The organism is Shewanella putrefaciens (assembly GCF_016406305.1).
Taxonomy (GTDB): domain Bacteria; phylum Pseudomonadota; class Gammaproteobacteria; order Enterobacterales; family Shewanellaceae; genus Shewanella; species Shewanella putrefaciens_C.
In genome coordinates, this window is sequence record NZ_CP066369.1 from 1,870,880 (window position 1) to 1,893,765 (window position 22,886).

25 protein-coding genes are annotated in these 22,886 nt (G+C 45.2%); 15 read left to right on the forward strand and 10 right to left on the reverse strand.

Going from position 1 to position 22,886, the window contains the following annotated elements; genetic code table 11:
* Window positions 1-148 precede the first annotated feature (148 nt).
* Window positions 149-337: a hypothetical protein gene (locus tag JFT56_RS19920; RefSeq protein WP_233095581.1), complete on the forward strand. Its 189-nt coding sequence runs from the start codon at window positions 149-151 to the stop codon at window positions 335-337.
* Window positions 327-1,259: a pyridoxal-phosphate dependent enzyme gene (locus tag JFT56_RS08060; RefSeq protein ID WP_198783128.1), complete on the forward strand. Its 933-nt coding sequence runs from the start codon at window positions 327-329 to the stop codon at window positions 1,257-1,259. The genes JFT56_RS19920 and JFT56_RS08060 overlap by 11 nt, the downstream gene beginning before the upstream one ends.
* A gap of 31 nt (window positions 1,260-1,290) precedes the next feature.
* Here JFT56_RS08060 and JFT56_RS20030 read toward each other — a convergent pair whose 3' ends face one another.
* The 5 genes from JFT56_RS20030 to JFT56_RS08080 all read right to left on the reverse strand — a co-directional run bounded on the left by JFT56_RS20030 (window position 1,291) and on the right by JFT56_RS08080 (window position 4,539).
* Window positions 1,291-1,551 carry a hypothetical protein gene (locus tag JFT56_RS20030; protein ID WP_332874932.1) on the reverse strand — a complete coding sequence of 87 codons (261 nt, stop codon included), beginning with the start codon at window positions 1,549-1,551 and terminating at the stop codon, window positions 1,291-1,293.
* Window positions 1,552-1,819: 268 nt separating this feature from the next.
* On the reverse strand, window positions 1,820-1,993 hold the full coding sequence (locus JFT56_RS08065) for a hypothetical protein (protein ID WP_006082106.1): 174 nt from the start codon (window positions 1,991-1,993) through the stop codon (window positions 1,820-1,822).
* 540 nt (window positions 1,994-2,533) lie between these two features.
* Window positions 2,534-3,229, reverse strand: a complete 696-nt coding sequence (locus JFT56_RS08070; RefSeq protein ID WP_198783129.1) for a ChrR family anti-sigma-E factor — start codon at window positions 3,227-3,229, stop codon at window positions 2,534-2,536.
* The gene (locus JFT56_RS08075) at window positions 3,222-3,887 is read right to left on the reverse strand and encodes a sigma-70 family RNA polymerase sigma factor (protein WP_198783130.1); all 666 of its coding nucleotides are present in this window, start codon (window positions 3,885-3,887) and stop codon (window positions 3,222-3,224) included. The genes JFT56_RS08070 and JFT56_RS08075 overlap by 8 nt, the downstream gene beginning before the upstream one ends.
* Before the next feature lie 100 nt (window positions 3,888-3,987).
* Complete coding sequence (locus JFT56_RS08080) at window positions 3,988-4,539, reverse strand: LON peptidase substrate-binding domain-containing protein (protein ID WP_198783131.1); 552 nt, start codon at window positions 4,537-4,539, stop codon at window positions 3,988-3,990.
* A 97-nt stretch (window positions 4,540-4,636) separates the two neighbouring features.
* On the opposite strand from JFT56_RS08080, the gene JFT56_RS08085 reads away from it, so the two are divergent.
* Window positions 4,637-5,254: a class I SAM-dependent methyltransferase gene (locus tag JFT56_RS08085; RefSeq protein WP_198783132.1), complete on the forward strand. Its 618-nt coding sequence runs from the start codon at window positions 4,637-4,639 to the stop codon at window positions 5,252-5,254.
* Window positions 5,255-5,463: 209 nt separating this feature from the next.
* On the forward strand, window positions 5,464-6,408 hold the full coding sequence (locus tag JFT56_RS08090; protein ID WP_198783133.1) for a chemotaxis protein CheV: 945 nt from the start codon (window positions 5,464-5,466) through the stop codon (window positions 6,406-6,408).
* A 42-nt stretch (window positions 6,409-6,450) separates the two neighbouring features.
* Here the strand turns inward: JFT56_RS08090 and JFT56_RS08095 are convergent, their stop codons facing one another.
* Window positions 6,451-7,092: a hypothetical protein gene (locus tag JFT56_RS08095; RefSeq protein WP_198783134.1), complete on the reverse strand. Its 642-nt coding sequence runs from the start codon at window positions 7,090-7,092 to the stop codon at window positions 6,451-6,453.
* A gap of 51 nt (window positions 7,093-7,143) precedes the next feature.
* Window positions 7,144-7,503 carry a DUF2750 domain-containing protein gene (locus JFT56_RS08100; RefSeq protein ID WP_007648782.1) on the reverse strand — a complete coding sequence of 120 codons (360 nt, stop codon included), beginning with the start codon at window positions 7,501-7,503 and terminating at the stop codon, window positions 7,144-7,146.
* Between the two features lie 250 nt (window positions 7,504-7,753).
* On the opposite strand from JFT56_RS08100, the gene JFT56_RS08105 reads away from it, so the two are divergent.
* Together JFT56_RS08105 and JFT56_RS08110 are read left to right on the forward strand one after the other, a co-directional pair.
* Entirely contained in the window at window positions 7,754-9,052 is a 1,299-nt protein-coding gene (locus JFT56_RS08105; RefSeq protein WP_198783135.1) for a lytic murein transglycosylase, read from the forward strand.
* Between the two features lie 102 nt (window positions 9,053-9,154).
* Window positions 9,155-9,643 (forward strand): FKBP-type peptidyl-prolyl cis-trans isomerase, encoded by a 489-nt coding sequence (locus JFT56_RS08110; RefSeq protein WP_198783136.1) that lies wholly within the window; start codon window positions 9,155-9,157, stop codon window positions 9,641-9,643.
* A gap of 121 nt (window positions 9,644-9,764) precedes the next feature.
* On the opposite strand, the gene JFT56_RS08115 is transcribed toward JFT56_RS08110, so the two are convergent.
* Window positions 9,765-11,771, reverse strand: coding sequence for a M1 family metallopeptidase (locus tag JFT56_RS08115; RefSeq protein WP_198783137.1), 2,007 nt, complete (start codon window positions 11,769-11,771; stop codon window positions 9,765-9,767).
* 190 nt (window positions 11,772-11,961) lie between these two features.
* Between JFT56_RS08115 and JFT56_RS08120 the strand changes: the two genes are divergently transcribed.
* The 4 genes from JFT56_RS08120 to JFT56_RS08135 all read left to right on the forward strand — a co-directional run bounded on the left by JFT56_RS08120 (window position 11,962) and on the right by JFT56_RS08135 (window position 18,033).
* Window positions 11,962-12,189: a DUF3389 family protein gene (locus tag JFT56_RS08120; protein WP_198783529.1), complete on the forward strand. Its 228-nt coding sequence runs from the start codon at window positions 11,962-11,964 to the stop codon at window positions 12,187-12,189.
* Window positions 12,190-12,250: 61 nt separating this feature from the next.
* A complete protein-coding gene (locus tag JFT56_RS08125) occupies window positions 12,251-12,922 on the forward strand; it encodes an alpha/beta hydrolase (protein WP_198783138.1) in 672 nt (223 codons plus the stop codon).
* Between the two features lie 362 nt (window positions 12,923-13,284).
* Entirely contained in the window at window positions 13,285-15,006 is a 1,722-nt protein-coding gene (gene ushA, locus JFT56_RS08130) for a bifunctional UDP-sugar hydrolase/5'-nucleotidase UshA (RefSeq protein ID WP_198783139.1), read from the forward strand.
* 354 nt (window positions 15,007-15,360) lie between these two features.
* Window positions 15,361-18,033, forward strand: a complete 2,673-nt coding sequence (locus tag JFT56_RS08135; protein WP_198783140.1) for a TonB-dependent receptor — start codon at window positions 15,361-15,363, stop codon at window positions 18,031-18,033.
* Window positions 18,034-18,128: 95 nt separating this feature from the next.
* On the opposite strand, the gene JFT56_RS08140 is transcribed toward JFT56_RS08135, so the two are convergent.
* Window positions 18,129-18,488 (reverse strand): TraR/DksA family transcriptional regulator, encoded by a 360-nt coding sequence (locus JFT56_RS08140; RefSeq protein WP_198783141.1) that lies wholly within the window; start codon window positions 18,486-18,488, stop codon window positions 18,129-18,131.
* Between the two features lie 141 nt (window positions 18,489-18,629).
* Window positions 18,630-19,577, reverse strand: coding sequence for a tRNA-dihydrouridine synthase (locus tag JFT56_RS08145; RefSeq protein ID WP_198783142.1), 948 nt, complete (start codon window positions 19,575-19,577; stop codon window positions 18,630-18,632).
* 280 nt (window positions 19,578-19,857) lie between these two features.
* On the opposite strand from JFT56_RS08145, the gene JFT56_RS08150 reads away from it, so the two are divergent.
* The 5 genes from JFT56_RS08150 to JFT56_RS08165 all read left to right on the forward strand — a co-directional run bounded on the left by JFT56_RS08150 (window position 19,858) and on the right by JFT56_RS08165 (window position 22,736).
* Window positions 19,858-20,292, forward strand: coding sequence for a hypothetical protein (locus JFT56_RS08150; RefSeq protein WP_198783143.1), 435 nt, complete (start codon window positions 19,858-19,860; stop codon window positions 20,290-20,292).
* A gap of 137 nt (window positions 20,293-20,429) precedes the next feature.
* Window positions 20,430-21,272 (forward strand): DUF692 domain-containing protein, encoded by an 843-nt coding sequence (locus tag JFT56_RS08155; protein ID WP_198783144.1) that lies wholly within the window; start codon window positions 20,430-20,432, stop codon window positions 21,270-21,272.
* Complete coding sequence (locus JFT56_RS08160; protein WP_198783145.1) at window positions 21,272-22,018, forward strand: DNA-binding domain-containing protein; 747 nt, start codon at window positions 21,272-21,274, stop codon at window positions 22,016-22,018. Before JFT56_RS08155 ends, JFT56_RS08160 begins: the two co-directional genes overlap by 1 nt.
* 149 nt (window positions 22,019-22,167) lie before the next feature.
* Window positions 22,168-22,290 carry a hypothetical protein gene (locus JFT56_RS20000; protein ID WP_269820000.1) on the forward strand — a complete coding sequence of 41 codons (123 nt, stop codon included), beginning with the start codon at window positions 22,168-22,170 and terminating at the stop codon, window positions 22,288-22,290.
* Window positions 22,291-22,370: 80 nt separating this feature from the next.
* On the forward strand, window positions 22,371-22,736 hold the full coding sequence (locus tag JFT56_RS08165; protein WP_198783530.1) for a YbaN family protein: 366 nt from the start codon (window positions 22,371-22,373) through the stop codon (window positions 22,734-22,736).
* Window positions 22,737-22,886: the final 150 nt, after the last annotated feature.

The following is a 22,886-nucleotide window of genomic DNA, read 5'->3' on the forward strand; positions in this document are numbered from 1 at the left end:
ATCACATTAAATATCTAATCAGTTCAGAGCCTCACAGGCATCTCAATCCAAGGCGCATTGACGCAGAAATGGTCATTCCCTTTTAAGTCAATGCAACACGGGAGTGGGGTGCCTGTGTGGCTCCCGAAGGGCGGCTGACGTTCACTACATGGCAACGCGCTTTATACTGCGTTCAAGGCTTTCGACAGAGCACCATTATGCCTTCAAGCCTTCGCCTTGTCTAAAGCGCGTTGAACTCCCGCTGAATGAACAGATATTTAATACGATTGGTATTACACTAGCCCATACCTTTGAGAGACCAAGACGTTTATTGTTTGAGTGCACCTATGTTTGCTAATACCCCTGTCGAAAAGATGTTTTTTGCTGGCCGTGATATTTTTCTAAAACGTGATGATTTATTGCATCCGGCCTTTAGTGGTAATAAGGCCCGTAAGTTTGCCTATTTTTTAGCACACGAATTTGCTGGCATTAAAAAAGTGATTGGTCACGGTTCACCACAGGCTAACTCCCTTTATTCGCTCTCGGCCCTTGCAAAAATCAAAGGCTGGCAGTGTGATTATTATGTCGATCATATCGCTAGTCATATCCTTAACAACCCTTCGGGAAATTATGCTGCAGCTGTGGCGAATGGCACTAATATCATCGATTTGAGTCAGTTAGGGGGCAGATCTACCCCGGATACGACTATTCGGTGCCAAGGGTATATCGAACAGCAGGTATTACCCAATGAACCTGCAGCACTTTTTATCCCCGAAGGCGGACGCTGTAGTTACGCCGAATATGGCGTGAGCATACTTGCAAACGAGATAGTCATGTGGTCAAAAACGCATAACATCTCAGATTTAAAGGTGTTTTTACCCTCGGGAACGGGGACTACCGCGCTGTTTTTAAATCAGTATTTTATTCGGCAACAGACGGATATTCGTGTCGTTACCTGTGCAGTTGTTGGCGGGGATGCCTATCTGAGACAACAGTTTACTATGCTGAATCCAGATTTAAGTGAACACCCACAGATAGTGAATGTGGGCAAGAAATACCACTTTGGTAAACTTTATGCTGAGTTTTATGCCATGTGGCAGCGGGTCTGCGCCTCAGGGGTGCAGTTTGAGCTGCTCTACGATCCCTTAGGGTTCATTGTGCTTGAGGATTATTTACAAGGCTGTGGTTCTAGTCCTGTGATGTATATCCACCAAGGTGGGTTGTTTGGTAATGACACTATGCTGCCGCGTTACCGGCGTAAATTTGCGAGTGATATTTAAGAAGGCTGCGCAATAAAACGCGCATATATTTTTAGGGTACTAGGTGATTTCTTTTCAGGATCTTATAGGTTCGAAGGCTCATTTTTTCGAGATTTTTTAAGTCCAATAAACTCGGATCGGATTCGCTATACTGCCAGTAGCTTATTTCTGCATCGAGCATTTCAAGCATTTTTTTCGAGCAACCTAAACATTCTCCCTGGCACATTTGCGCCTCATCCAAATGAAATGGAATACGCTGTTTAATTACGCTAATCATGTTTTGCATAGCGACTTTGGTGTTGGGTTTTGGCATGACTCAGCGTTGAATGGGGGTTTTGGGGGGGAATATTAGTGGATGCGAAAATGAAAAAAGGTGATCTAAATCTAATATACACATTTGGTTCGGCAGATATCTGTGTGAGTAAGATATAGCCAGAACCAAATGAGTTGCGTCAAAGAGACGTAGTGGGATAGCAAGGCGTGACATTTAGCTATCGGCTGCTTAAGTTATCGGTACGGCGAGGAAAATGGAAACCGAATTAACCTAATTTAAGCAAGCGGTATTACAGTATTAATTTGACTTATTTGTTTGCTGACAATAACCATTTCATAAAGCTAATGGCTTCTGTGCGCTTCGAAAAAGTCTGTCTGTTTTTACCTTGTCTATCGGTAAAAGCAATAGAGGTTTTGTTTACTGAGATTGAATCAACAGGGAAGTTCACTGTGATTTCATGTCCGTTAATTTTGTATGACATAAGCCACACTCCTTTTATTTAATTCACCCTTAGGTGAGAGAGTTATAACAATAAAATATCCTTAGCAACAGTGCGAAAGATGGTTCTAATAGTGTCGAGGTTACCCCATCTCTTAACGGTTGAGCAAGAGATGACTTATCGATAATTAATGTATCTCATCGATTATGTCAATGGATTCACTCAATTAAACCAGTTGAACATAGCTTAATGACAAGACTATGACAGCAATAAATTTAATAAGTTCATTAGACAAAATCAAATACTGTTAGCACTAATTGATTGAGTTTACGGGGTTTTGCTTGTAGTAGGCTTTCTTCGTGAGGACCAAGGTTTGATACATATCGATCAAACTGGATTAAAAAGGTAACAACAAGGTGGATCTCAAAACGAAGCGCAGTATATCAGCAAAATTCACTTAAGCAAGTTTATTTTTTACCCAGAGAGATTATAAATTGCGACATATTAAACTTATGTTAACAATTTTAACCCATTTGTCGGGTAAACATAAAAAATAAGGCCGTTAGCGCTTCAGTTTTAGCGTTAATAAATCAGTTCACCTATAGGGTTAAGTAGCTTACTCAGGCCCTTAGTGAAATGCAGGGGAGCATCTAATACCGTGTAACATAAGCAACCTGTTTTTGTTTTTGGGGCATGATGGGTTTGATGGTCTAATAAAATAAAATCCCCAGGGACATATTCACCGTTAATATCGGTAAATTCACCCGCAAGTAGTAGGGTTAGCTCATATCCTTTATGGGTATGTTGAGGTATTTCCCCAAGTGCATCTATGTGTAATAAACTGGCGCGGGTGTTTAATTCGTCCACATCGAAGCGCATGCGGCTGACTTTGCCAAGTTGTTGCCATGGACGGGTTAAATGCTGGCGAAATACCGCTGGAATATTGTAGATTGCCGTTTTTATTGACAGCGATATAGGTGAATAGCTAAGCGTAATATTCGCCTCTGGCTGACTAAAAATATGTGCCAACATGGCTTGTAACTCATCTGGAAGCGGATCCGCCACTAAGGTCATGTCCGTCTGGGATGCTGTTATTACATCCTCATTGCTTTGTGCGTTCAACACCTGTTGAGCCTGCTGTTCGGTCAATGCTGCGACAATAGCGGCGCATTTATCACACAGACTACAGTGGGCCGATATCGCAATAGCCATAGAGAGTGGGAGTTCACCCTTTGCATGGGCAAGCAGTAGCGCTTCCTGTGGATGATGTTTAATCATTATGTGTCTCCAAAAAGCTTTTTAGCTTCTCTAACCCCAGTCGTAGGCGGGATTTGATCGTGCCAATGGGGACATTTAAGGTGTCTGCTAACTCTTGCTGGGTGAGTTCCTGCATATAAATGCCCTGTACCACTTGGCGCTGAGTGAGGGGAAGGGCATCCACATGTTCGAGTAGTTTTGCGGTAAGTTTATGATCGGGCTGTATCTCTTGGCTTACCGTATCGCAAAGGGGCCATATATCATCACCAAAAACATCTTCTTTATTGTGTTGGACTCGCCTCAACATATCAAAGCACTGGTTACGCATTATGGTAAAAATCCAAGTGGTCACCGAACCTTTGTCTGCATTGTAAAGATGGGCTTTTGTCCATACGCTGGTCATGGTTTCTTGTACTAGATCCATTGCCAGGCCCTGTTGATTTAGGCGCTGTAAGCCGAAGGCTCGGATCTTAGGCATAAAATGAGTGAACAAATCGCCAAAGGCGGCTTTGTCTCTTTGATTGGCAACTTTTAACATCGCTGCGGTCAATCGATCTATTTCTACCTGCTGCTCAGTTAAATCTTGAGCATGAGTTTCATTATCCATAGCCGTGTTTATCAGGGATGAGATGGGTCTATGATACCGATTTTGCTCAGGTAGTGATTGAATATTTTCCATTATTTTGCCCTTATCCCCTAAACAGATGTCGGTAGTGGACCATTTCCCCCTTCAGTGTTGAGTAATACGTCAGTGGCAAGATAAAAGATCACTGGATTATTTATTTTATTACGGCTCGGAGTAAGTTTCGCGCCACAGTGTGATCTTGGCTATTGATACAAGTGTATTTTTCCGCGGCCTGTACGGGTAATATTTCTAACCAGCGCTGGCAAACCCAGGCGATATCTTCAAATTGTGCCGCTTGGTAATGCTGTAAATGTTGAGGATATTCCTTAAGAATATTTTGTAGCATTTGGCTAAGGTAGCGTTCGTCCGTGGCGATGGGGACCGCAGGCCAATTATCGATGAGGGTGATATCTCCGCGTTTTAATCCATCGTTTTCAATCTCAATATGATTAAGTTTAAAGCGTTGACTACCTTGAATGCTGATCCCTAGGGTGCCATCGGCTAAGGTTTCAAAATCGATGATATGCACTAAAGTACCAATAGGTTGAATGGTTTTTCCATCGTCTGCCATCATACATAGGCCAAAGCCTTGCTCGGTTTTTAACGACTCTGCCACTAAGCGTTTATAGCGAGGTTCAAAGATCCGCAGTTGGGTGTATCCCTCGGGTAATAAACAGATAGGCAATGGGAAAAGAGGTAATTTCATAGTGGCCTCGGGTGAACTAATGTCTATATCATTACGTAACATAGCGGAAATTTGATCAGTTATTCGTATAAGAGTTTACTCACACTAAGGGGATGATATGAAGCTAAATCCATTTGAGAAGCAGATAGTCCGACATCCATTGCGATTTTGGCTACAGAACCATATCGAAGCCCCATTGTTGACGTCCATGATGCCTAAACCTATGGCGTGTTTTGAGCAGGCGCTCGAAATCGGTTGTGGTTTTGGTAACGGTATTCACCTGATCCGTGAGCATTTTGGCGCCGGACACGTTACCGCCGTGGATATTGATCCCGAAATGGTCGCTGCGGCAAAGGGGCGCTGGCAACGCTCACCCCATGGATTAAAGGATCTCGATTTTGCCATTACGGATGCGACTCGGCTCCCCTTTGCCGATGCCCAGTTTGATATAGTGTTTAACTTTGCTGTTTTCCACCATATTCCCGATTGGCAAATGGCCATCGAAGAGGTCGCCAGAGTGTTAAAACCCGATGGTTTTTTTGTGGTGGAGGACTTGTACCGCGCGGCTATCTGTAATCCGCTCAGTCGCAGGCTATTTGAGCATCCACAACAAAACCGTTTTAATCACCGGGAATTTTTGGCGGTATTACGCCAAGCGGGGTTTTTGATCGTCTGTGAGCGAAATGCGTTTAATCTTGCGGGTATGGTGCTTGCTCAAAAAACACTGCGTTTATGAGGCTATATTTATCTGTGACTCCGCTGGGGAAATTTGCGCTTTGGGTGGCTCAAATAAGCCACAATGGTTCCTCTATTGTGCGAGAGTGATTGTAATTTTTAGATAAAAGCGCGCCTTGGCATAGTTCTCATCCTTAGTTTGCCGCTATAATTTAGCTTAATCCTTAGCATGCGAGGAAAGGTTTTCCTCCAGAGTAGAGAAGCAGCATTATGGCAAACGTACTTGCAACCGTAGATCAACGTACCAAACTCGTCGGTGAGAATCGGCTTGAGTTGTTGCTTTTTCGGATTAACTCTACACAGCTATTTGCTATTAACGTCTTCAAGGTCAAAGAAGTTGTCAAGCTGCCGCCACTCAATGCTATGCCGGGGAGCCATCCGCATATTTTTGGCGTGGCCAATATTCGTGGCATGTCTATCCCTGTGATTGATTTACGCTCGGCGATAGGCTTTAGCCCCATTCCTCCTGGGGATGATGCCAACATGATCATCACAGAATATAACCGCAGCGTGCAGGGCTTTTTAGTCGGTAAGGTTGAGCACATTATCAACATGACTTGGAGTGACATTATGCCGCCGCCGAAAACGGCTGGGCGGAATAATTATCTGACGGCCATCACCCGCATTGAATACCAAGGGCAATCCCATTTAGTCTCTATCATCGATGTGGAAAAGGTGCTGGCGGAGATCATTCACTACGATGTACGCCTTTCCGAAGGGGTGCTGGATGAAAACTTAGTCCATGAAATGCCTGGACGAAAAATATTGATTGTCGATGACTCTTCCACCGCAAGGCGACAAGTGAGGGAAACACTCGGCCAGTTAGGGATTGAAATTATTGAGGCTTCAGATGGCCTACAGGCCCTAAATTTGCTGCAAAAGTGGCGTGATGAGGGCAAACAAGTTTCCAAAGAATTGTTAATGATGATAACCGACGCTGAAATGCCGGAAATGGACGGTTATAAACTGACCTATGAAGTGCGTAACGATAAAGCCATGGCGGATTTATTTATTACTCTCAATACCTCCCTTAGTGGCAGTTTTAATAATGCCATGGTTGAGAAAGTCGGTTGTGATCGTTTTATCTCTAAATTCCAACCCGATTTGCTGGTGGAGGTCGTGCAGGAAAGATTAAGGCAAGTCATTAATAACTAAGCTATGTCGTTAATAACGAGGTTAAGGCTTAATGGGGGCAGTTTAGCCGGCTAATTCGGCTTTGATATCGGCTAATACTTGCTGTTTCATTTCCTTGGCGGCGGCAATATGGATGCGAGCAAGCCTTAGGGCATAGCTAAATCGCCCCCGACCGAGGAGCCTAACCAATTCGGCAAAAAAGCGTGGGTCTAGGGTAAATTGGGTGCTGTAATAGTGGATGGCTGCGTGTAGCGAAGTATAAATGACCCCATCAAATTCAAAGCCTGCGCCATGCCCTTGATCATCAATAGCGACGCCTTCGAGCACAATCGGCCAGCCGGGAGCATTTATCCTGTCGCGGGCAATTTGATACATCATCCAAGCACTTTTCTTAAATCCCTCAAAGACTTTACAGGAGAATTCCGACTCGGCGAGTTCTTCTTCAGTCCAGTTAATCCCTATAGCCAAGTGTTTGGCATAAATGCGCATCAAGGCATCCTTTACCGCCATGCGGCAATCCCAAATGGAGGTCAGCCTATGTTGCTTAGCCAGAGTTAAACATTCGCCACAGGCGGGCACGGCGAGGGAAGGATGGGGAGTATGTACTTGACTGTGATATTCAAAATAGCGATCACAGGGCTCACCACAGAACCAGCAGATATGACGTTTATCGAAGGGGATATCAATGGGCGTGATAGCTGACATCAAGGTTTGAGAGCCCCAGACCTTGATGCCACATCACTTAAGCTAAAGGGCTTAAACTTCTTCAACATCAACTAAATCTTTGGCTAAAACGATAGGATCTAGCTCTAAACATTCTTCATCGGTTTGCCAATCCACACCGATTAATACACCGTCATCATTCAGATCAGAAACCCAATATTCCAAGAACTCTTCGAGTGAAATAGAAACGGCTTGGTAATCATGCCATTCTTCACTGCAGTGGGACTTTGCCGCCGCTTCGCTTGACCATAATGGCATCACGTCTGTGTCTTCAAACTCACTGGAGTCACAAACGACCCAGCCTTCGCCAGTTTCATCCATTAGACCCCAAAGCGTCTGATGTTGTTTTACATTTTCGATAAAGCCAGCCAAAGCCGCATTGATTTCAGTCATGATAGGTCTCTTTGAAGTGTGCTGTTAACATACCCATTATACGGTAACATCGACATAGGCCAAGGGATTCTTTGTTAAGATTTTTCTTGTGTTGGTTAACTGAGCAAGTAAGTCAGTTTATCCCAGTATTTGTCGTCATAAGGATTGTGTTAACTGGCGCTATGGGTCAGGATTGCTATTGTTTTAACGCGTATTGCTATCGTCTCAACGTGTATTTTTACCTTGGGAATCAAATATTGGAGTGATAGGTTTGATTAGAATTAAAGGAATTACCTACCTTGTCGCTAGCCTTGCTGCCAGTGTGAGTTTAAGTGCTTGTTCAACTGCCCCGACATCGAGCCCAAGCAGCAATAGCGCCGTTGCCGATGTCAAGTCCCAGTCCCAGAGCAGTGAGCTAGATATTAATGCCACAATTCAAGCAAATGCCGATGCGTTTGCGGGGTGCATCACTACTTTACAGACGCGGGCGCGCAGCGAAGGCCTATCGGACGATACGATTAATTCTACCGTCGCCAACCTGCAATTTGTGCCTAAGGTCATTGAGCTTGATCAGCAGCAGCCAGAATTTAGCCAAACCTTTGCCAATTATTTTAATAAACGCGCCACCGATTGGCGGGTTAACGAAGGCCGGCGTTTACTGCAAAAACATCGAGTATTACTGGATAAACTCGCTCAGGAATACGGCGTACCGCCCCAGTATATTTTGTCGTTTTGGGGATTAGAGACTAATTACGGTTCTTACAAGGGTAAAATGTCGGTACTCGACTCCCTTGCAACCTTGGCCTGTGAGCCGCGTCGCAGCAGTTACTTCACCACTGAATTGATGCAGGCACTTAAATTAAAAGAAAAATATAATTTTGATAAAGGCACTATGGTGGGGTCTTGGGCGGGGGCGATGGGGCATACACAATTTATGCCATCGGCCTATGCCAAGTACGCCATTGATGGTGATGGCGATGGCAAAGCCGATCTTTGGAATAGCACCGCCGATGCCTTAACGTCGGCGGCAAATTTTTTACAGCACTTAGGTTGGCAACGCAATCAGCGCTGGGGGCGTGAAGTGTTGCTACCAGCGCATTTTAGTTACGATCATCTAGGGGCTAAGCAGGCATTACCACTCTCAGCTTGGGCGAAACAGGCGGTTGTCCAGACGAATGGCCAGCCGTTACCCGCAGTGGATATCAATGCCGCGCTGTATTTGCCCGCAGGTCATACTGGACCTGCGTTTTTAGGCTATGAAAACTTTAATGTCATTATGCGTTGGAATCGCTCCGAGTTTTACGCGATTACCGTGGGGCATTTAGCCGATCGCATTAATGGCGGGGAGCCACTTAAGGTAAGTCCTCCGGAGCAGCCGCGTTTAAGCCGCGAGCAGGTTAAGCTATTGCAGGGCAAACTGAACGAGGCGGGTTTTGATGTGGGTAAGCCTGACGGTGTTTTAGGGCGCAATTCTGCCGCGGGGATCCAAGCCTTCCAGCGTAGCCAAAATATGGTTGCCGATGGTTTTCCAAGCCCAGAGGTCTTTACCGCCCTAGGAATCACACTTTAAGCGGGGCATTAAACTGCTGGTGGGATAAAAAAGTGGAGTGAATAGGTCAGTTTTGTTAAGCTCGGCCGACATTTGAAATCGAAGTAAATCAAAGGATATTCGATGAGCATTAAAGACGATATGGTGGTGCAGTTTAATTACACACTGCGCGACGAAAAAGGCGAAGTGATTGAAACCAATGAAGGCCGTGAGCCTATCGCTTATTTACATGGCCATGACAACATGATGCCAGGTGTTGAAAACGCCATTGACGGTAAAGCGATTGGTGAAAAATTCACTGTGACTCTACCCGCAGCCGAAACCTATGGTGAGCGCGTAGCCGATGCCGATGCGCACCAACGCGTGTCAGTAAAGCACTTATTAGGTGCGACTGTGTGGAAACCGGGTATGACGGCTGTGGTGAATACCGACCATGGCCAACGCCAAGTGACTATCGTTAAAGTGGGTAAATTTATGGCGACTGTGGATGTCAATCATCCTCTGGCTGGCCGTGATTTAACCTTTGATATCGAAATCGTCGGTGCCCGCGAGGCATCCGCTGAAGAAATTGCCCATGGTCACGCCCATGGTGCTGGTGGTCATCACCACTAATCTTAGGCTTCGGGCTCGACTCTTATCTGAACTATTGGTCCAGTATACGTTGAATGAATCGAGGCTGCAGATTGAATAGCAAAAGCCCAAACCTAGGTTTGGGCTTTTTGTTTTTATGGCGCTAACGGCTATGTTGATGCTCGATTGGCTTGTCGGCAAACATCATATCTAGGCTTGCTTGGGTTTGTGGATGGTAGCCATCGCGGACACTGAGATACACGCCTTTAGCCCAGTTGTAATGTTCTGTGCTGGCGAGTTTTTGGTATAAGGGCACAATAAGCCGGCGGCGGCCAATATCGGTAAGATGCTGTTTTAAATTGGGGAGTACTCGATAATAGCCATTATCTAGCGCGAGTGAATACCAGGCAAAGGCGATCTCGTTGTTACTCGTTCCAGTAAAATGGAATGCGCTATCCAGCTCCAGCAGTTGGGTTTGGCTTAAATTGAGCCGAGGCATTTCATTAATAAAGCGCAGCCATTGATGCACAGTCCAAGTTTGAGTGCTTAAGGCCGCGGCCGCCACTTTCCCCTCCAGCCAAGCTTGTCTCTGGTTGTCGATATCATCAAAGGCGTGGGAATTAGGGGGCACTAAGAATGAGGGTAAGCCTTGGCCTTCAATCCAAGTATCCACCTCTGCTTCGCTGACCACATTCGGGTATTTCTGGAGTAAATTTTGTGTGAGGTATTCACGGAACTGCGCCGTGGTAATGCTTTGGAAGGCAAAATGATTAAAGTAGTTTTTGACGAAGGCATCGAAGCGTTCGCGGCCAAATTTGTGTTCGAGGAAACGTAAAAATAGTTGTCCTTTCACATAGGGCACGCCGCTAAAGGCATCGTCAGGATCCCGCTCGCCAAGTGCTATATGCAGCACTGAATCCTCGGGGGCGAGCACCTCAAGTTCGGCAAGTAATTCTGAGTAGCCAATGGTTTGCTCCATCAGCGCACGGTCACGGCCGTAGAGATCTTCCATAATGCGGTTTTCGACATAGGTCGTAAAACCTTCATTGAGCCACAGATCGCGCCACGTCGCATTAGTCACTAAATTGCCGGACCAAGAATGGGCAAGTTCGTGGGCGATAAGACTCACTAGGCTTTTATCACCGGCGATCACCGTTGGCGTAATAAAGGAAAGCCGTGGATTTTCCATGCCACCGTAGGGAAAGCTTGGGGGCAAAATCAGCAAATCATAACGTCCCCAGCGATAGTCACCGTAACGTTTAGCCGCGATGCCGATCATCTCTGGGGTATCGATAAATTCTTTGCTCGCTTTATCGAGGATTTCTGGTTCAGCCCAAATGCCAGAAATGTTATCTAAGGGCGCAAACTGTAAATGTCCGGCCGCAATGGCGATCAAATAGGCGGGAATGGCCTGCGGCATAGTGAACTGGGTCTGAGTGGGTGAAAGTGATGTGCGATCGGCGCTCATCACCACGGTAATGGCCTTGTCGGCGGTGATCGTCGCGCTATAGGTTTGGCGCACCGCTGGCGTATCTTGCAGTGGGATCCAGCTGCGGGCATGGATAGCCTGACTCTGGCTGAACATAAATGGCAATTGTTTGCCTTGGGTTTGAGCGGGTGTTAACCATTGAATACCCGAAGGATTTTCGGACGTATGGTAGTTAATTTTAACCTTTTGGGTATTTTTATCGGCAAGTTCTATGGTCAGCGCCGCGCCTTTAACTTCATCCTGTTTCGCCAGATTGAAAGGCACCTGCTGCCATTGACCTTGATCATTTAATGAACTGACCTGGTGAATGGTGAGATCGCGCGTGTCTAATATGAGGATTTGACCCGCACTATGCCAATCTAAGCTGAGGATCACATCCCCGGACAGTTTATTGGTTTCAAAATCGAGACGTAGGGCGAGATCCACATGGCTGACACTCACTTCATCGTAGTTGGCATAGGTGAGTGTATCCCTGTTTTGCTGTATATCGGCGGGATTGGGCGCTGGCACTAAGCTGACAGTACTTATTGTGTGACTGCTTGCTGTGTAAGCACTAGTTGTGTAAGCACTTGGGATACCTGCGTTTGTGGTGTCAGTATGCGCCGCAGCATAGCGATAAGGAGAGCAGAGTAGTGTCAGCACTAATGCGCTGCTTAGGATAGAACGATAACGGGGATACATAGTTAAACCTAATTAAATGATTATTTTTGTTCGGGTTAGGGCAATAGTGTGTCCATGCTTGGGTTTATCTTCACCCCGCAGGCTAAGGGCGAAAGTGTACCTGAAGTTTTGTTATCCTTGTCAAATTTTGCCATCGGTTAAATGCAGCAAGTTTGTTATCATGGCGCGTTTTTCACAGATGGTGTCCGATATGGTCATAGATTTCTCGCAGGGTAAGTTAATTGTCACTGAGTTTGAAGTGCAGGTAAGGCTCAACGCCGCCAGCATTGTGCTGCTGGCGGGCGCGGAAGATATCGCTTTACGGCGGGAACCGCCCATGTTGATCGCCAACGGGGGCGCCGTGTGCTGGAGTGTAAAATTGGATAACGAAATGCAGCTCCAAGCAGTACAAGAGATTTTAGGGATTGATTGCGAGTAGCTTTCATCGGCCTTTTTAGCCGCCATGGATTTTTATTGGATTAGATTAGGAATAGTTAAGTATGTCTAACACACTTGAATGTATTGTCGTTGAACCTAAAACGCCCGCAACGGCCGCAGTGATCTGGTTACATGGTCTCGGGGATTCGGGCGCCGGATTCGCACCTGTGGTGCCTGCGTTAGGGTTACCGAGCGATCACAGCATTCGATTTATATTCCCCCATGCTCCAGAGCAGGCGGTCACGATCAATGCGGGTTATGTGATGCGGGCCTGGTATGACATTAAAAGTATGGATCTTCACGACAGGGCCGATATGCAGGGCGTTATTGCATCGGAAGCCAGTGTTAAAGCGCTTATTAATGCACAAATTGCCGCCGGTATTCCAAGTGAGCGTATTGTACTAGCAGGATTTAGCCAAGGCGGGGTGATGAGCCTTTTCTCTGGGCTACGTTTTGAGCAAACATTAGCCGGCATTATGGCGCTATCCTGTTATTTACCTACGGGAGATGCCCTGCCTGCCCAATTAAGCCCTGCGAATGCGCAAACGCCAATATTACAACAACACGGTATACAAGATGATGTAGTGCCATTATCCGCCGGCCTATTAGCGAAAGAAGCGTTAATGGCGGGAGGATATAAAGTGCAATGGCAAACTTACCCAATGCCACATTCCGTGATCCCTGCACAGTTAAAAGAGATTAGTCAGTGGTTATTACAGCGTTTTGAAATGTAGCCAAGTCTAATTGCTGATAAAAACGGCATGCGGTAAATAAAATATCACCCATGCCTGTTTTTTATAGTGAACAATCACATTCTCTCCCAGTTAAATCTAAATTGTTTATATTGAATGATTTAGCCCGCTTTTTTTTATCATCAGTTATCTATATTTCAATATTTAAAAATCGGTCTTTTAGCTTATTTTTTATTTGAAACAAAAGTGTCTTAAATAATCCAAAAATTCCACATTAAAATCACGTTTATTAATAAAATTGACACAATTTAGCTTTATTATTTGATATTATGCATGGCGCGAACTTGATGGAGTTTGCGCCAATATTTTTATGATAAAATAATTAAAATCAAGGGGTTGATGTAATGAGAAATAAGCTTATTAAAGGACTAGTCGCCACTGCAGTTCTCGCAGTTCTCGCTGGTTGTAATAGTGATGATGACAACACTAAAGTGCCAACAACTTGTGCCGAAGCGGGCAGTGCTTGTAAAACGTTTACCGTATTACACACTAATGATAACCATGGCCGTTTCTGGGAAAACAGTGATGGTGAATATGGTATGGCTGCTCGTAAAACGTTAATTGACCAAATTCGTGCCGAAGTAAGTAAGAATGGTGGTCAAACTTTATTGCTCTCTGGCGGTGATATTAATACCGGTGTGCCAGAATCGGATTTACAGGACGCAATTCCTGATTTTACGGGTATGAACAAAATTGGTTATGACGCTATGGCGGTCGGTAACCATGAATTTGATAACCCATTATCTGTCGTAGATATGCAGCGTCGTCTTGCTGAATTCCCTATGCTGGCAGCAAACATTTATCGTAAAAATGCTGATGGTACTCAAGGCGAGCGTTATTTTGAGGCTTATAAAATTTTTGATGTTAACGGTCTAAAAGTGGCTGTTATTGGTTTAACCACGGAAGATACCGCTAAGATTGGTAACCCAGAATTTATTAGTGATTTAATCTTCACCGATCCTAAGACCGAAGTCGCCAAAGTCATCAAAGAAATTAAAGACGCAAAATCTGCCGATATTATTTTCGCAACCACACATATGGGTCACTACGCCGATGGCCAGAACGGTAGCAACGCCCCTGGCGATGTGGCTATGGTGCGTGCTTTAAATCAAGGTGATTTGCAGGTTGTGATTGGTGGTCACTCGCAAAATCCAGTGTGTATGGAACCCGGCAGCGATAACAAAGCCTATGCTTCTTTTGAACCGGGCGATGATTGTGCACCGGATCAGCAAAATGGCACTTGGATTATGCAAGCCCATGAATGGGGCAAGTATGTGGGCCGTGCAGATTTTGAATACTTCAATGGTGAACTTCATTTAGCCAGCTATAAGCTTGTGCCTGTTAACATGCGCAAACTCGATGAGGCGGGTAAGAAAACGGCTGATTTAGCCGGTGCGAAGATCGAGCCTGATGCTGAGTTGAAGGAATTACTGTCTTACTATCAAGAGAAAGGCCAAGCTAAGTTAGATGAAGTGATCGCCACTACAGATGCATTGCTTGATGGTGAGCGTGCAAACGTGCGTAATAAGCAAACTAACCTAGGCCGTATGTTAGCCATGGCGCAAAGCGGTAAAGTGTCCGCCGATTTTGGGGTGATGAACTCTGGCGGTGTGCGTGCATCGATTCAACCTGGCAACATTACTTACCGTGACGTTCTGACTGTTCAGCCATTTGGTAATATGGTCACCCTGAACGAAATGACCGGAACTGAAGTTGCAGCATACTTAGGGGCTGTGGGCAGTATCCAAATTGGCTCTGGCGGTTATGCACAAATCACCGGCGTGAAAATGACCATTGACTGTGTGGCTAAGACCGCCAATATCAGTGAGATCAACGGTAAAGACTTTAGCCCAACAGGAAACTACAAGTTTACCGTTCCTAGCTTTAATGCTGCGGGCGGCGACGGTTATCCAAAACTGGCAAGCCCAATCCAAACGGGTTATGTGGACGCTGACTTGTTGTACTCTTTCTTAAAAGAGAAGCAAGCGATTGTTGCGGCTGACTATAACCCTGTCGGTGACATAGTTTACGAAAACTCTTCTAGTGTTGAAGGTTGTAAGCTCTAACGCTGAGTTTATATTGTCTAGGTAAACCTCAATGCCACTCATTCGAGTGGCATTTTTATTTTCTTTTTGTTGTTAGATTCACACTATTTTTATTCTAAAGATACATATCGAATCAATTGTTTATTTTTATGGTTGTAAATTTTTGATTTAAAAAGTTAATAACAAATAAATTATATTGTATCGGCCTTTGCCGTTATCTATGTATCAAATTGTTTTAATTGTGTTGTTTATTACTTTTAGTTGTTGACTAAAAATTACTTAATTAACACTATCTCTACAGCAAGAGGATACTTGCTATATCCATTATAAAAATAACAACTATAGGTTTTTAATATAAACCTCAAGGAGAGATAGATGCGTTATTTAACCCTTACAGCAAAAGCTGTTCGCACTAGTTTAATGACGGTTGCAACAACGGCTGTGGTCTTTTCTGGCTCAGGCTTTGCTGCAGAAGGAAATACAGCTGAAGAAAGTGCTAAAGTCGAGCGTATTGAAGTAACTGGTTCGCGTATTAAACAAGTCGATATGGAAACCGTTTCACCCGTAACTGTAATTAATGCTGCCGATATTGCCATGACAGGTGAAAAAACCGTTGCGGATGTTTTGAATAACTCTGCGATAAACAGTTTTGGTTCTTGGCGTGGTATTTCTGGATATGGTTCGGGTGCGAGTTCGACAAGTAATGTGAATTTGCGTGGTTTAGGTTCATCGGCCACCTTAGTGTTACTCGATGGTCGCCGTATGCCTGGCACCAGTTCAAGCTCAGGCTCGGTAGCGGATACCTCTTCAATCCCTATGGCCATTGTTGAGCGCATTGAAATCCTGCGGGATGGCGCATCGGCGGTATATGGCTCCGATGCCGTTGCGGGGGTGATAAACATTATCACCAAGAAAGAATTTGAGGGTTTACAATTAGATTACAGCACTGAGCAGCCAAGTGTTGAAGGTGGCGATGCCAACCGTTTGTCGATTGCTACTGGGTACAATACCGATAAAGGCAATATCACGTTAACCTATGAGTATTACGATACTAAAGCTGTGATGGACCGTGATATTTGGAATATGGATGATCCTAGCTATTCGGCTTATAGTGGTTTTAGTTCGGTGCCAAATGGTAAATATGGAACGGGCAACGGTAGTTGGTATAGTAATTCAGACATGTGTGAGCAAACCGAAAACACTGTAGACAGCACAGATGGCAATAATAATGGTCGTTGTTTATATAATCATGGCAATGTGACTAAATTATTTGGCGATCAAACCCGTAATTCTGTGCTATCTAATTTCTCCTATGAAATATCAGATGATATTAAGTTTCGTGGTCGTGCATCTGCGTCACTTGCTGAAACTGAAACCCGTTATGCCGGTACACCAGTATCCACTAATTACCCTGTTATGAGTGCCGATAATAAATTTAATCCAGTCGGTGAAGATTTAACGCTCTCGATGCGAGGTGCACAACTCGGTGAGCGTGATACGTTAACTGAAACTAATAACTTTGATATTTTAGCGGGCTTTGTTGGCACCATTGATTATGGCAATGGTATCGACTGGGAATTAAATGCCCAGCATGCAACATCAACAACTAATAGCTTTAATTACAATTTACTCAACGACGATATTATTCAGCAGGAAATTGATTCTGAGAAATATGATATTTTCAATACTTCTGGTATGAGTTACGAGCAGTGGAACCAACAGATGACGGATCTGTATCGTAAAGCTGCCCACACAGGGGTGTATCAAGGTAAATTTGAAAGTACTCAATTAGATGGTTTGGCGTCGACGCTACTTGTCGATAACGGTGATTTTTCGGTCGCTATGGTCGGTGGTCTTGAATATGAGATGATCAAATTCAAGCAAACTAGCGATCCAGAATCAGCGGCGGGAATTATTTCCGGTGGTTCGGGTGGTGATGATGTCGATGCCACGCGTGACCGTAGCGCCGCGTATCTCGAGTTTCAAGTGGGTTTACCTGCCAATGTCGAGTTTTCTGCCGCAGTTCGTTACGAGCGTTATGAGCAGGAAGGTTCTCTGACTGGGCCACAAGGTGAAGTGGTTAATTCATCGACCTTCGATGCCGTGGTGCCTAAGTTCGGCTTAAGCTGGCGCCCAGTGGATAGTTTGTTACTGCGTGCCAGTTACGGTGATTCGTTCCGCGCGCCGAATATGAGTGAAATGTTCTCGTCTCAGTCCTTGAGTTTTGAGAAGGCGGTGGATTCCCTGTGGTGTAATGAACCCGGTAATGTGGATGCGATATATTGCGCCACCAATAACCAACATAAAACTTGGTACGGTGGCAACCCGAACTTAGAGGCTGAAGAGGGCAACTCGTTAACCTTAGGCGGTGTGTGGAACGTTACTGACGCTTGGAACCTAGAGTTATCATACTATTCAATCACCTATGACAACAAAATTGAGTCGATTGATGTCGATGATATCCTGCGCGATGAAATCAAGAATGGGTCATCTCCCTATGTGACCCGTGGTTCGGATGGCAAAATTGAGTATATCGAGGCGGGAGTTCGCAACTTAGCGACTGTAGAAACCTCGGGTATCGATTTTGTGACTGCCTATAACTTAGAGACGGGCCTTGGCGACTTCAATTTTAAATTGGACTTGACCCATGTGCTCGACTTTAAGAAGCAAGATAATGCCGAAGCAGAGATGATCGACTATGCGGGGCTGACGGATTCACCTGATTGGCGCGGTAATTTCGCGACCAGTTGGAAATATGATGACTTCTCAGCGGCATGGACAGTTGTCTATATCGGTAGTCAATCAGCGGGCTATTACAATGAGTTAGAAGAAACCGACCGTTATGTTGATTATGATAATTACTTTAAACATAACATTCAGTTTGCCTATAACCATGCCTACAACGGCACTATCACGGTAGGGGTGAATAATGTGTTTGATGCTGAAGCGCCCAATTATTATACCTATGCGGATTATCGTGATGTAAACGTGGGTTTATATGATGTGTTAGGTCGTACTTACTACCTGAGAATAAACCAGAAGTTTTAAGTTGTCCCCTCCCTGGATAACTCAAACCTCCGCTTGCGGAGGTTTTTTTGCTTTTGTGGATAAAGCATTACGCAAATGGTTGAAACTGGGCTCACTCAATGGGTGAGGCGTAGTTCATGGCGGTGCTCATGTAAGTAGTGCTCGGCGCACGCACTGCAGCGCTGTTCGGTCGGATCTTGGTTTAAACGCCCGGATTCAATTTCAGCCTCACAGTCTGAGCAGAGACCGTAGAGTCCTAAGTCAAGTTGGCAGAAGGCGGCATCGAGTTTATTTAAACGGCAAAAGAGTGGGTGTTCAGCCAAAGGCGTTAGGGCTAATTTATCGATCAACTCACCCAAACTTAGGTTGGCAAAATGTGCCCCTAGCACTCCGATAAACTCGGGGTGCGTGCCGATTTCTTTCCTTAGATCCGCTTCAAGCTCTGACAATACTTGTCTGATATGGATGGTGCTCACGTAAAATCGCCTGTTTTATCTGACTCTAGGCGTTTAGTCTAATAGTTCCACTATCAACGACTATGATAAAGATCAAGTATCAGCGCGATTTTTCGTGTTGTTGAGCCGTTTAAAACAAAAAAGTAATTCATTTATATTGAATTATTGCTGCAACACCCTTTGGGAGCTTTCTAACACTCGCACTATTTCTTCGGTCGTTTTATAGATCCGCAACTCCCGAAACAGGGTATCAGCTTCGGGATATTGACGATTGAGATAGCTAAACCATTGTTTAATCCGGGCGGGATAATAGTCGCTCTTACGGCCGCTTAGCTCCCTTTGGGTGTAACTTAGCATTAACCCTAAGGTTTGCGCCCAGGTGTAAGGCGTCGCACCGGTTTTGATGGTATCGGCTAAATTAGGCAGTGAAATCGCGCCGCGGCCTATCATGATGCTGTCGCAGCCCGTGACTTCGATGCAGCGTTTGGCATCATCACTGTTCCAAATTTCCCCGTTAGCGATCACTGGGATAGGCAGGCGTTTTCTCACCTCGGTAATGTATTCCCAATAGGCTGGCGGTTTATAACCATCGACTTTGCTGCGGGCATGGATAGCCAATTCCGTTGCTCCGGCCTCATAAACGGCGAGGGCATTTTCCATAAACAGCGACTTATCTTCATAGCCTAAACGGATCTTTGCCGTAACAGGTTGCTCGCTAGGGACGGCTTGACGCATGGCGCGGACAATATCGTGAATACTATCAGGGTATTGTAATAAAACGGCGCCTCCTTTACTGCGGTTAACCATTTTGGCAGGGCAGCCAAAATTGGCATCGACGCCGTGGGAGCCGAGTTCAATCGCACGAAGGGCATTATCACCCATGCATTGGGGCTCTTGCCCAAGCAACTGCACCCGCACTGGGGTGCCAGAAGGTGTCTTGCCACCATTGAGCAGTTCAGGGCAGAGCTTGAGAAATACTTTTTCAGGCAGCAGTTGGTCAACCACTCGAACAAATTCAGTGACCAGCAAATCGTAGGGATTGATAGTCGATAGGATGTCACGCATCAGATCGTCTACTACGCCTTCCATTGGAGCCAAAATCACACGCACAGCCGTTAACCCGCATCAGTTCTCAAAGGGCGTGCATTCTACTCTATTGCCCCAGAGTTACAAAGCGCTGGCGTTAAGCACGCTGACGTTAATCAGATCCGATAGTGTTAAACCCCAATAAGGCCAATAAATAGTTTGCCCTAACAGGATATTTTGATTATTTCTGTGATTTAGTGATATTTTTTGAAATAGAATTGAAGCTGAGCTGGTCTTTTGCAGTAAGCCAGCGACTCAAACAGTGGTTGGCCATTATTCATCAATAAATAGGAAGGGACCGGATATGAATTCAGTTAAAAAAACAGCGGTAGCAGTTGCACTTGGCACTGTAGTTGTGAGCTCAGCTTTTGCCGTCAATGCACAAACCAACCCGTTTGGATTTGAAGCCATGGATGCGGGTTATCAAATTGTGGGTTCTGAAGGTAAGTGTGGTGAGGCGAAATGCGGCGCCGATATGAAGAAAGCGGCAGCTGAGAAAGCCAAAGAAGGTAAATGTGGCGAAGCTAAATGCGGCGCCGATATGAAAAAAGCCGCCGATAAGGCCCACGAAGGTAAATGTGGCGAAGGCAAATGCGGCGCCGATATGAAAAAAGCCGCCGATAAAGCCCATGAAGGTAAATGTGGTGAAGCTAAATGTGGCGCCGATATGAAAAAAACGGCCGATAAAGTAGAAGCTAAAACCGAAGCCGTTAAAAAAGAAATCAAAGAAGTTAAATAAGCGCTCGAGTAGCGCCTGTTTATTTCGCGCTTGAGCGATATGGCCAGCCTATGCTGGCCTTTGTTTAGCGGTTTTCCCTTAAGGATGTCTCTAAGTGAAACTCGCTAACTAAGCTATCTAAGTGAAGGGTGGTGCAGATGCAATATCAAGGATTAGTTGGGCTAGGTTTACGGCGAGAAATGCTCGATGAGTTTTGCCAGCATGTCCCCAGTGAGATCCATTTTTTCGAAGTCGCCCCAGAAAACTGGATGACCCTCGGCGGTAAATATGGTCGACAATTTCGCCAACTAACTGAGCAGCATGAGTTTTATTGCCATGGTTTGAGTTTATCTATAGGTAGCCCTGCGCCTTTAGATGTCGACTTTGTGCGCCGTATTAAAGCCTTTATGGATCTACATCAAATTCAAATTTATTCCGAACACTTAAGTTACTGCTCTGGTCAAGGCCATATGTATGATTTGATGCCAATCCCCTTTAGCGACGCGGCGGTCAAACATGTGGCCTCGCGGGTAAAACAAGTGGAGGATATTTTAGAGCGACCGCTTATTCTCGAAAATGTCTCCTTTTATGCCGCGCCGAGTGCACAAATGACAGAGCGGGAATTTGTCACCGCAGTGCTCGAAGAGGCTGACTGTAAGCTGCTGTTAGATGTGAATAATATTTACGTTAATTCGATAAACCACAGCTACGATGCCAGTGCCTTTTTAAGCGCCATGCCAACCGATCGTATTGCTTATTTGCATATTGCAGGACATTACCAGCAGGCCGAAGATCTGCTGATTGACACCCATGGTGCAGATATCAATGACCCTGTATGGGCGCTGCTTAAAGCCTGTTACGCCCAGCATGGCGTATTCCCCACCTTACTCGAACGGGACTTTAATTTGCCAAGTACGGCCCAGTTGCTCGGGGAAATAACCCAAATCCATGATCACCAAAAGCAGGCGCTTAAGCCCACGTCACCTCGGAGGATGGCCTAATGGATTTTAAACATGTACAGCAATCCTTTATCGATTATATCCGTGATCCCCAAAAGCCATTGCCCACAGGCGTGTCCCTTGAGCGGATGCAGGTTTACCGTGAACTGTTTTTCAATAATGTGATGGGCTTTGTCTCCAATGGTTTTCCTGTGCTTAAGAGTTTGTACACAGAGGCTGATTGGCAGGCATTAGTACAGGCCTTTTTTAGTCAGCATGACTGCCAATCGCCAATTTTTATTGATATTGCAGGGGAGTTTTTACATTTCCTGCAACAGGAATACCAACCCAAGGATATCGATCCACCGTTTATGCTGGAACTGGCCCACTATGAATGGCTCGAATTGGTGGTGGCCGTTGCCCAGCAAAAGGGCGATGAGCAGGTGATCCAGGCCGAGCAAATCCCCCATGTTCCCCTGTGCTTAGCTGCGACGGCGAGGGTGGCGCAGTATCATTTTCCCGTACAACATATACGTCAAGATTATCGCCCTGAGCAGGCGCTCGAGACGCCCGTATTCTTTTGTCTGTATCAAGACAATGATGGGGAAGTGTGTTTTCTGCAATTAACCCCCTTGAGCGCCCAAGTCTTGGCCTATGTGGTTGAGCGAGGGAAGGTGATGTTTAATGACATACTCACATGGTTAACAAACACTTATCCGCAGATGGCGCAGGAGATACTGGCGAAGGGATCTTTAGAGTTACTCGAGCAATTAGCCATAAAAGGGATAGTGCGTGGTCTTCGTCAATAAGGTGGTATAAATCATCAAAATAAATGCAATAACCTTACATAAAAAGGGTTTTTGTTGTTTTGACAAACCGCTACAATGTCGCCCGTTTTGTGATCTCCATCACCATTAGATCCCGCGCACTTATACTTGCACATACTTGAGGAGCTGTAATGAGTAGTCAGCCATTTAAAGACCCATTTAACTTTATGTATTTTATTGGTTTTATTTTAGTCTTATTGTTGCCGACACTGCCAGCAAGCCTGACTTGGTTAAAACATCTAGGTTTAATTTAAGCGGGTTTTAAGCTCGAGTTGATATACAATTGCCACTCTTTGAGTGGCTTTTGTTTTTTAGAGAAGGGCATTATCAGCTTATGGTATTGAAGCGCGGATTCTTTTTAGTCGTGGGATTAACGGCTTTAGCCCTTGGGCTACTCGGTATTGTGCTCCCCCTATTACCGACAGTGCCATTTATCTTATTGGCCGCCTTTTGTTTTGCTCGCTCGAGTGAACGTCTACACAACTGGTTGATGGCACATCCATGGTTTGCCGATGCATTAACCCAATGGCAACAGCAGGGAGCAATACGTAAGGGATTGAAGCGAAAAGCCATGATGCTAAGCGCCCTTAGTTTTAGCCTCAGTATTATGCTGGTGCCACTCCTGTGGGTAAAGGGGCTATTATTCACTATGGCTTTGTTTTTACTCTGGTATCTTAGCCGTATTCCTGAAATTGACTAATAGCCTGTGTTTTGCCCTTTTGTGATGGGTTTTACCTTGTGTGAATAGGGTTTGATCTAAGGCACAAATTGATAACCAATTCATCACTTGAGCACAGTGCCTGTTGCAACTCAAACCAAAGCGGCATAAGCTTTGTGCGACTTTTCAACG

Bases quoted from the DNA above. Each gene is read 5' to 3' on its own strand.
- JFT56_RS08160 (WP_198783145.1), top strand. From the start codon at position 21,272: ATGGATTTTAAACATGTACAGCAATCCTTTATCGATTATATCCGTGAT.
- JFT56_RS08095 (WP_198783134.1), bottom strand. From the start codon at position 7,092: ATGTCAGCTATCACGCCCATTGATATCCCCTTCGATAAACGTCATATC.
- JFT56_RS08155 (WP_198783144.1), top strand. From the start codon at position 20,430: ATGCAATATCAAGGATTAGTTGGGCTAGGTTTACGGCGAGAAATGCTC.
- JFT56_RS08085 (WP_198783132.1), top strand. From the start codon at position 4,637: ATGAAGCTAAATCCATTTGAGAAGCAGATAGTCCGACATCCATTGCGA.
- JFT56_RS08070 (WP_198783129.1), bottom strand. From the start codon at position 3,229: ATGATTAAACATCATCCACAGGAAGCGCTACTGCTTGCCCATGCAAAG.
- JFT56_RS08125 (WP_198783138.1), top strand. From the start codon at position 12,251: ATGTCTAACACACTTGAATGTATTGTCGTTGAACCTAAAACGCCCGCA.
- JFT56_RS08135 (WP_198783140.1), top strand. From the start codon at position 15,361: ATGCGTTATTTAACCCTTACAGCAAAAGCTGTTCGCACTAGTTTAATG.
- JFT56_RS08065 (WP_006082106.1), bottom strand. From the start codon at position 1,993: ATGTCATACAAAATTAACGGACATGAAATCACAGTGAACTTCCCTGTT.
- JFT56_RS08100 (WP_007648782.1), bottom strand. From the start codon at position 7,503: ATGACTGAAATCAATGCGGCTTTGGCTGGCTTTATCGAAAATGTAAAA.
- JFT56_RS08165 (WP_198783530.1), top strand. From the start codon at position 22,371: ATGGTATTGAAGCGCGGATTCTTTTTAGTCGTGGGATTAACGGCTTTA.
- JFT56_RS08060 (WP_198783128.1), top strand. From the start codon at position 327: ATGTTTGCTAATACCCCTGTCGAAAAGATGTTTTTTGCTGGCCGTGAT.
- JFT56_RS08075 (WP_198783130.1), bottom strand. From the start codon at position 3,887: ATGGAAAATATTCAATCACTACCTGAGCAAAATCGGTATCATAGACCC.
- JFT56_RS20030 (WP_332874932.1), bottom strand. From the start codon at position 1,551: ATGCCAAAACCCAACACCAAAGTCGCTATGCAAAACATGATTAGCGTA.
- JFT56_RS08110 (WP_198783136.1), top strand. From the start codon at position 9,155: ATGAGCATTAAAGACGATATGGTGGTGCAGTTTAATTACACACTGCGC.
- JFT56_RS08120 (WP_198783529.1), top strand. From the start codon at position 11,962: ATGGTCATAGATTTCTCGCAGGGTAAGTTAATTGTCACTGAGTTTGAA.
- JFT56_RS08080 (WP_198783131.1), bottom strand. From the start codon at position 4,539: ATGAAATTACCTCTTTTCCCATTGCCTATCTGTTTATTACCCGAGGGA.
- JFT56_RS19920 (WP_233095581.1), top strand. From the start codon at position 149: ATGGCAACGCGCTTTATACTGCGTTCAAGGCTTTCGACAGAGCACCAT.
- JFT56_RS20000 (WP_269820000.1), top strand. From the start codon at position 22,168: ATGAGTAGTCAGCCATTTAAAGACCCATTTAACTTTATGTATTTTATT.
- JFT56_RS08090 (WP_198783133.1), top strand. From the start codon at position 5,464: ATGGCAAACGTACTTGCAACCGTAGATCAACGTACCAAACTCGTCGGT.
- JFT56_RS08150 (WP_198783143.1), top strand. From the start codon at position 19,858: ATGAATTCAGTTAAAAAAACAGCGGTAGCAGTTGCACTTGGCACTGTA.
- ushA (WP_198783139.1), top strand. From the start codon at position 13,285: ATGAGAAATAAGCTTATTAAAGGACTAGTCGCCACTGCAGTTCTCGCA.
- JFT56_RS08115 (WP_198783137.1), bottom strand. From the start codon at position 11,771: ATGTATCCCCGTTATCGTTCTATCCTAAGCAGCGCATTAGTGCTGACA.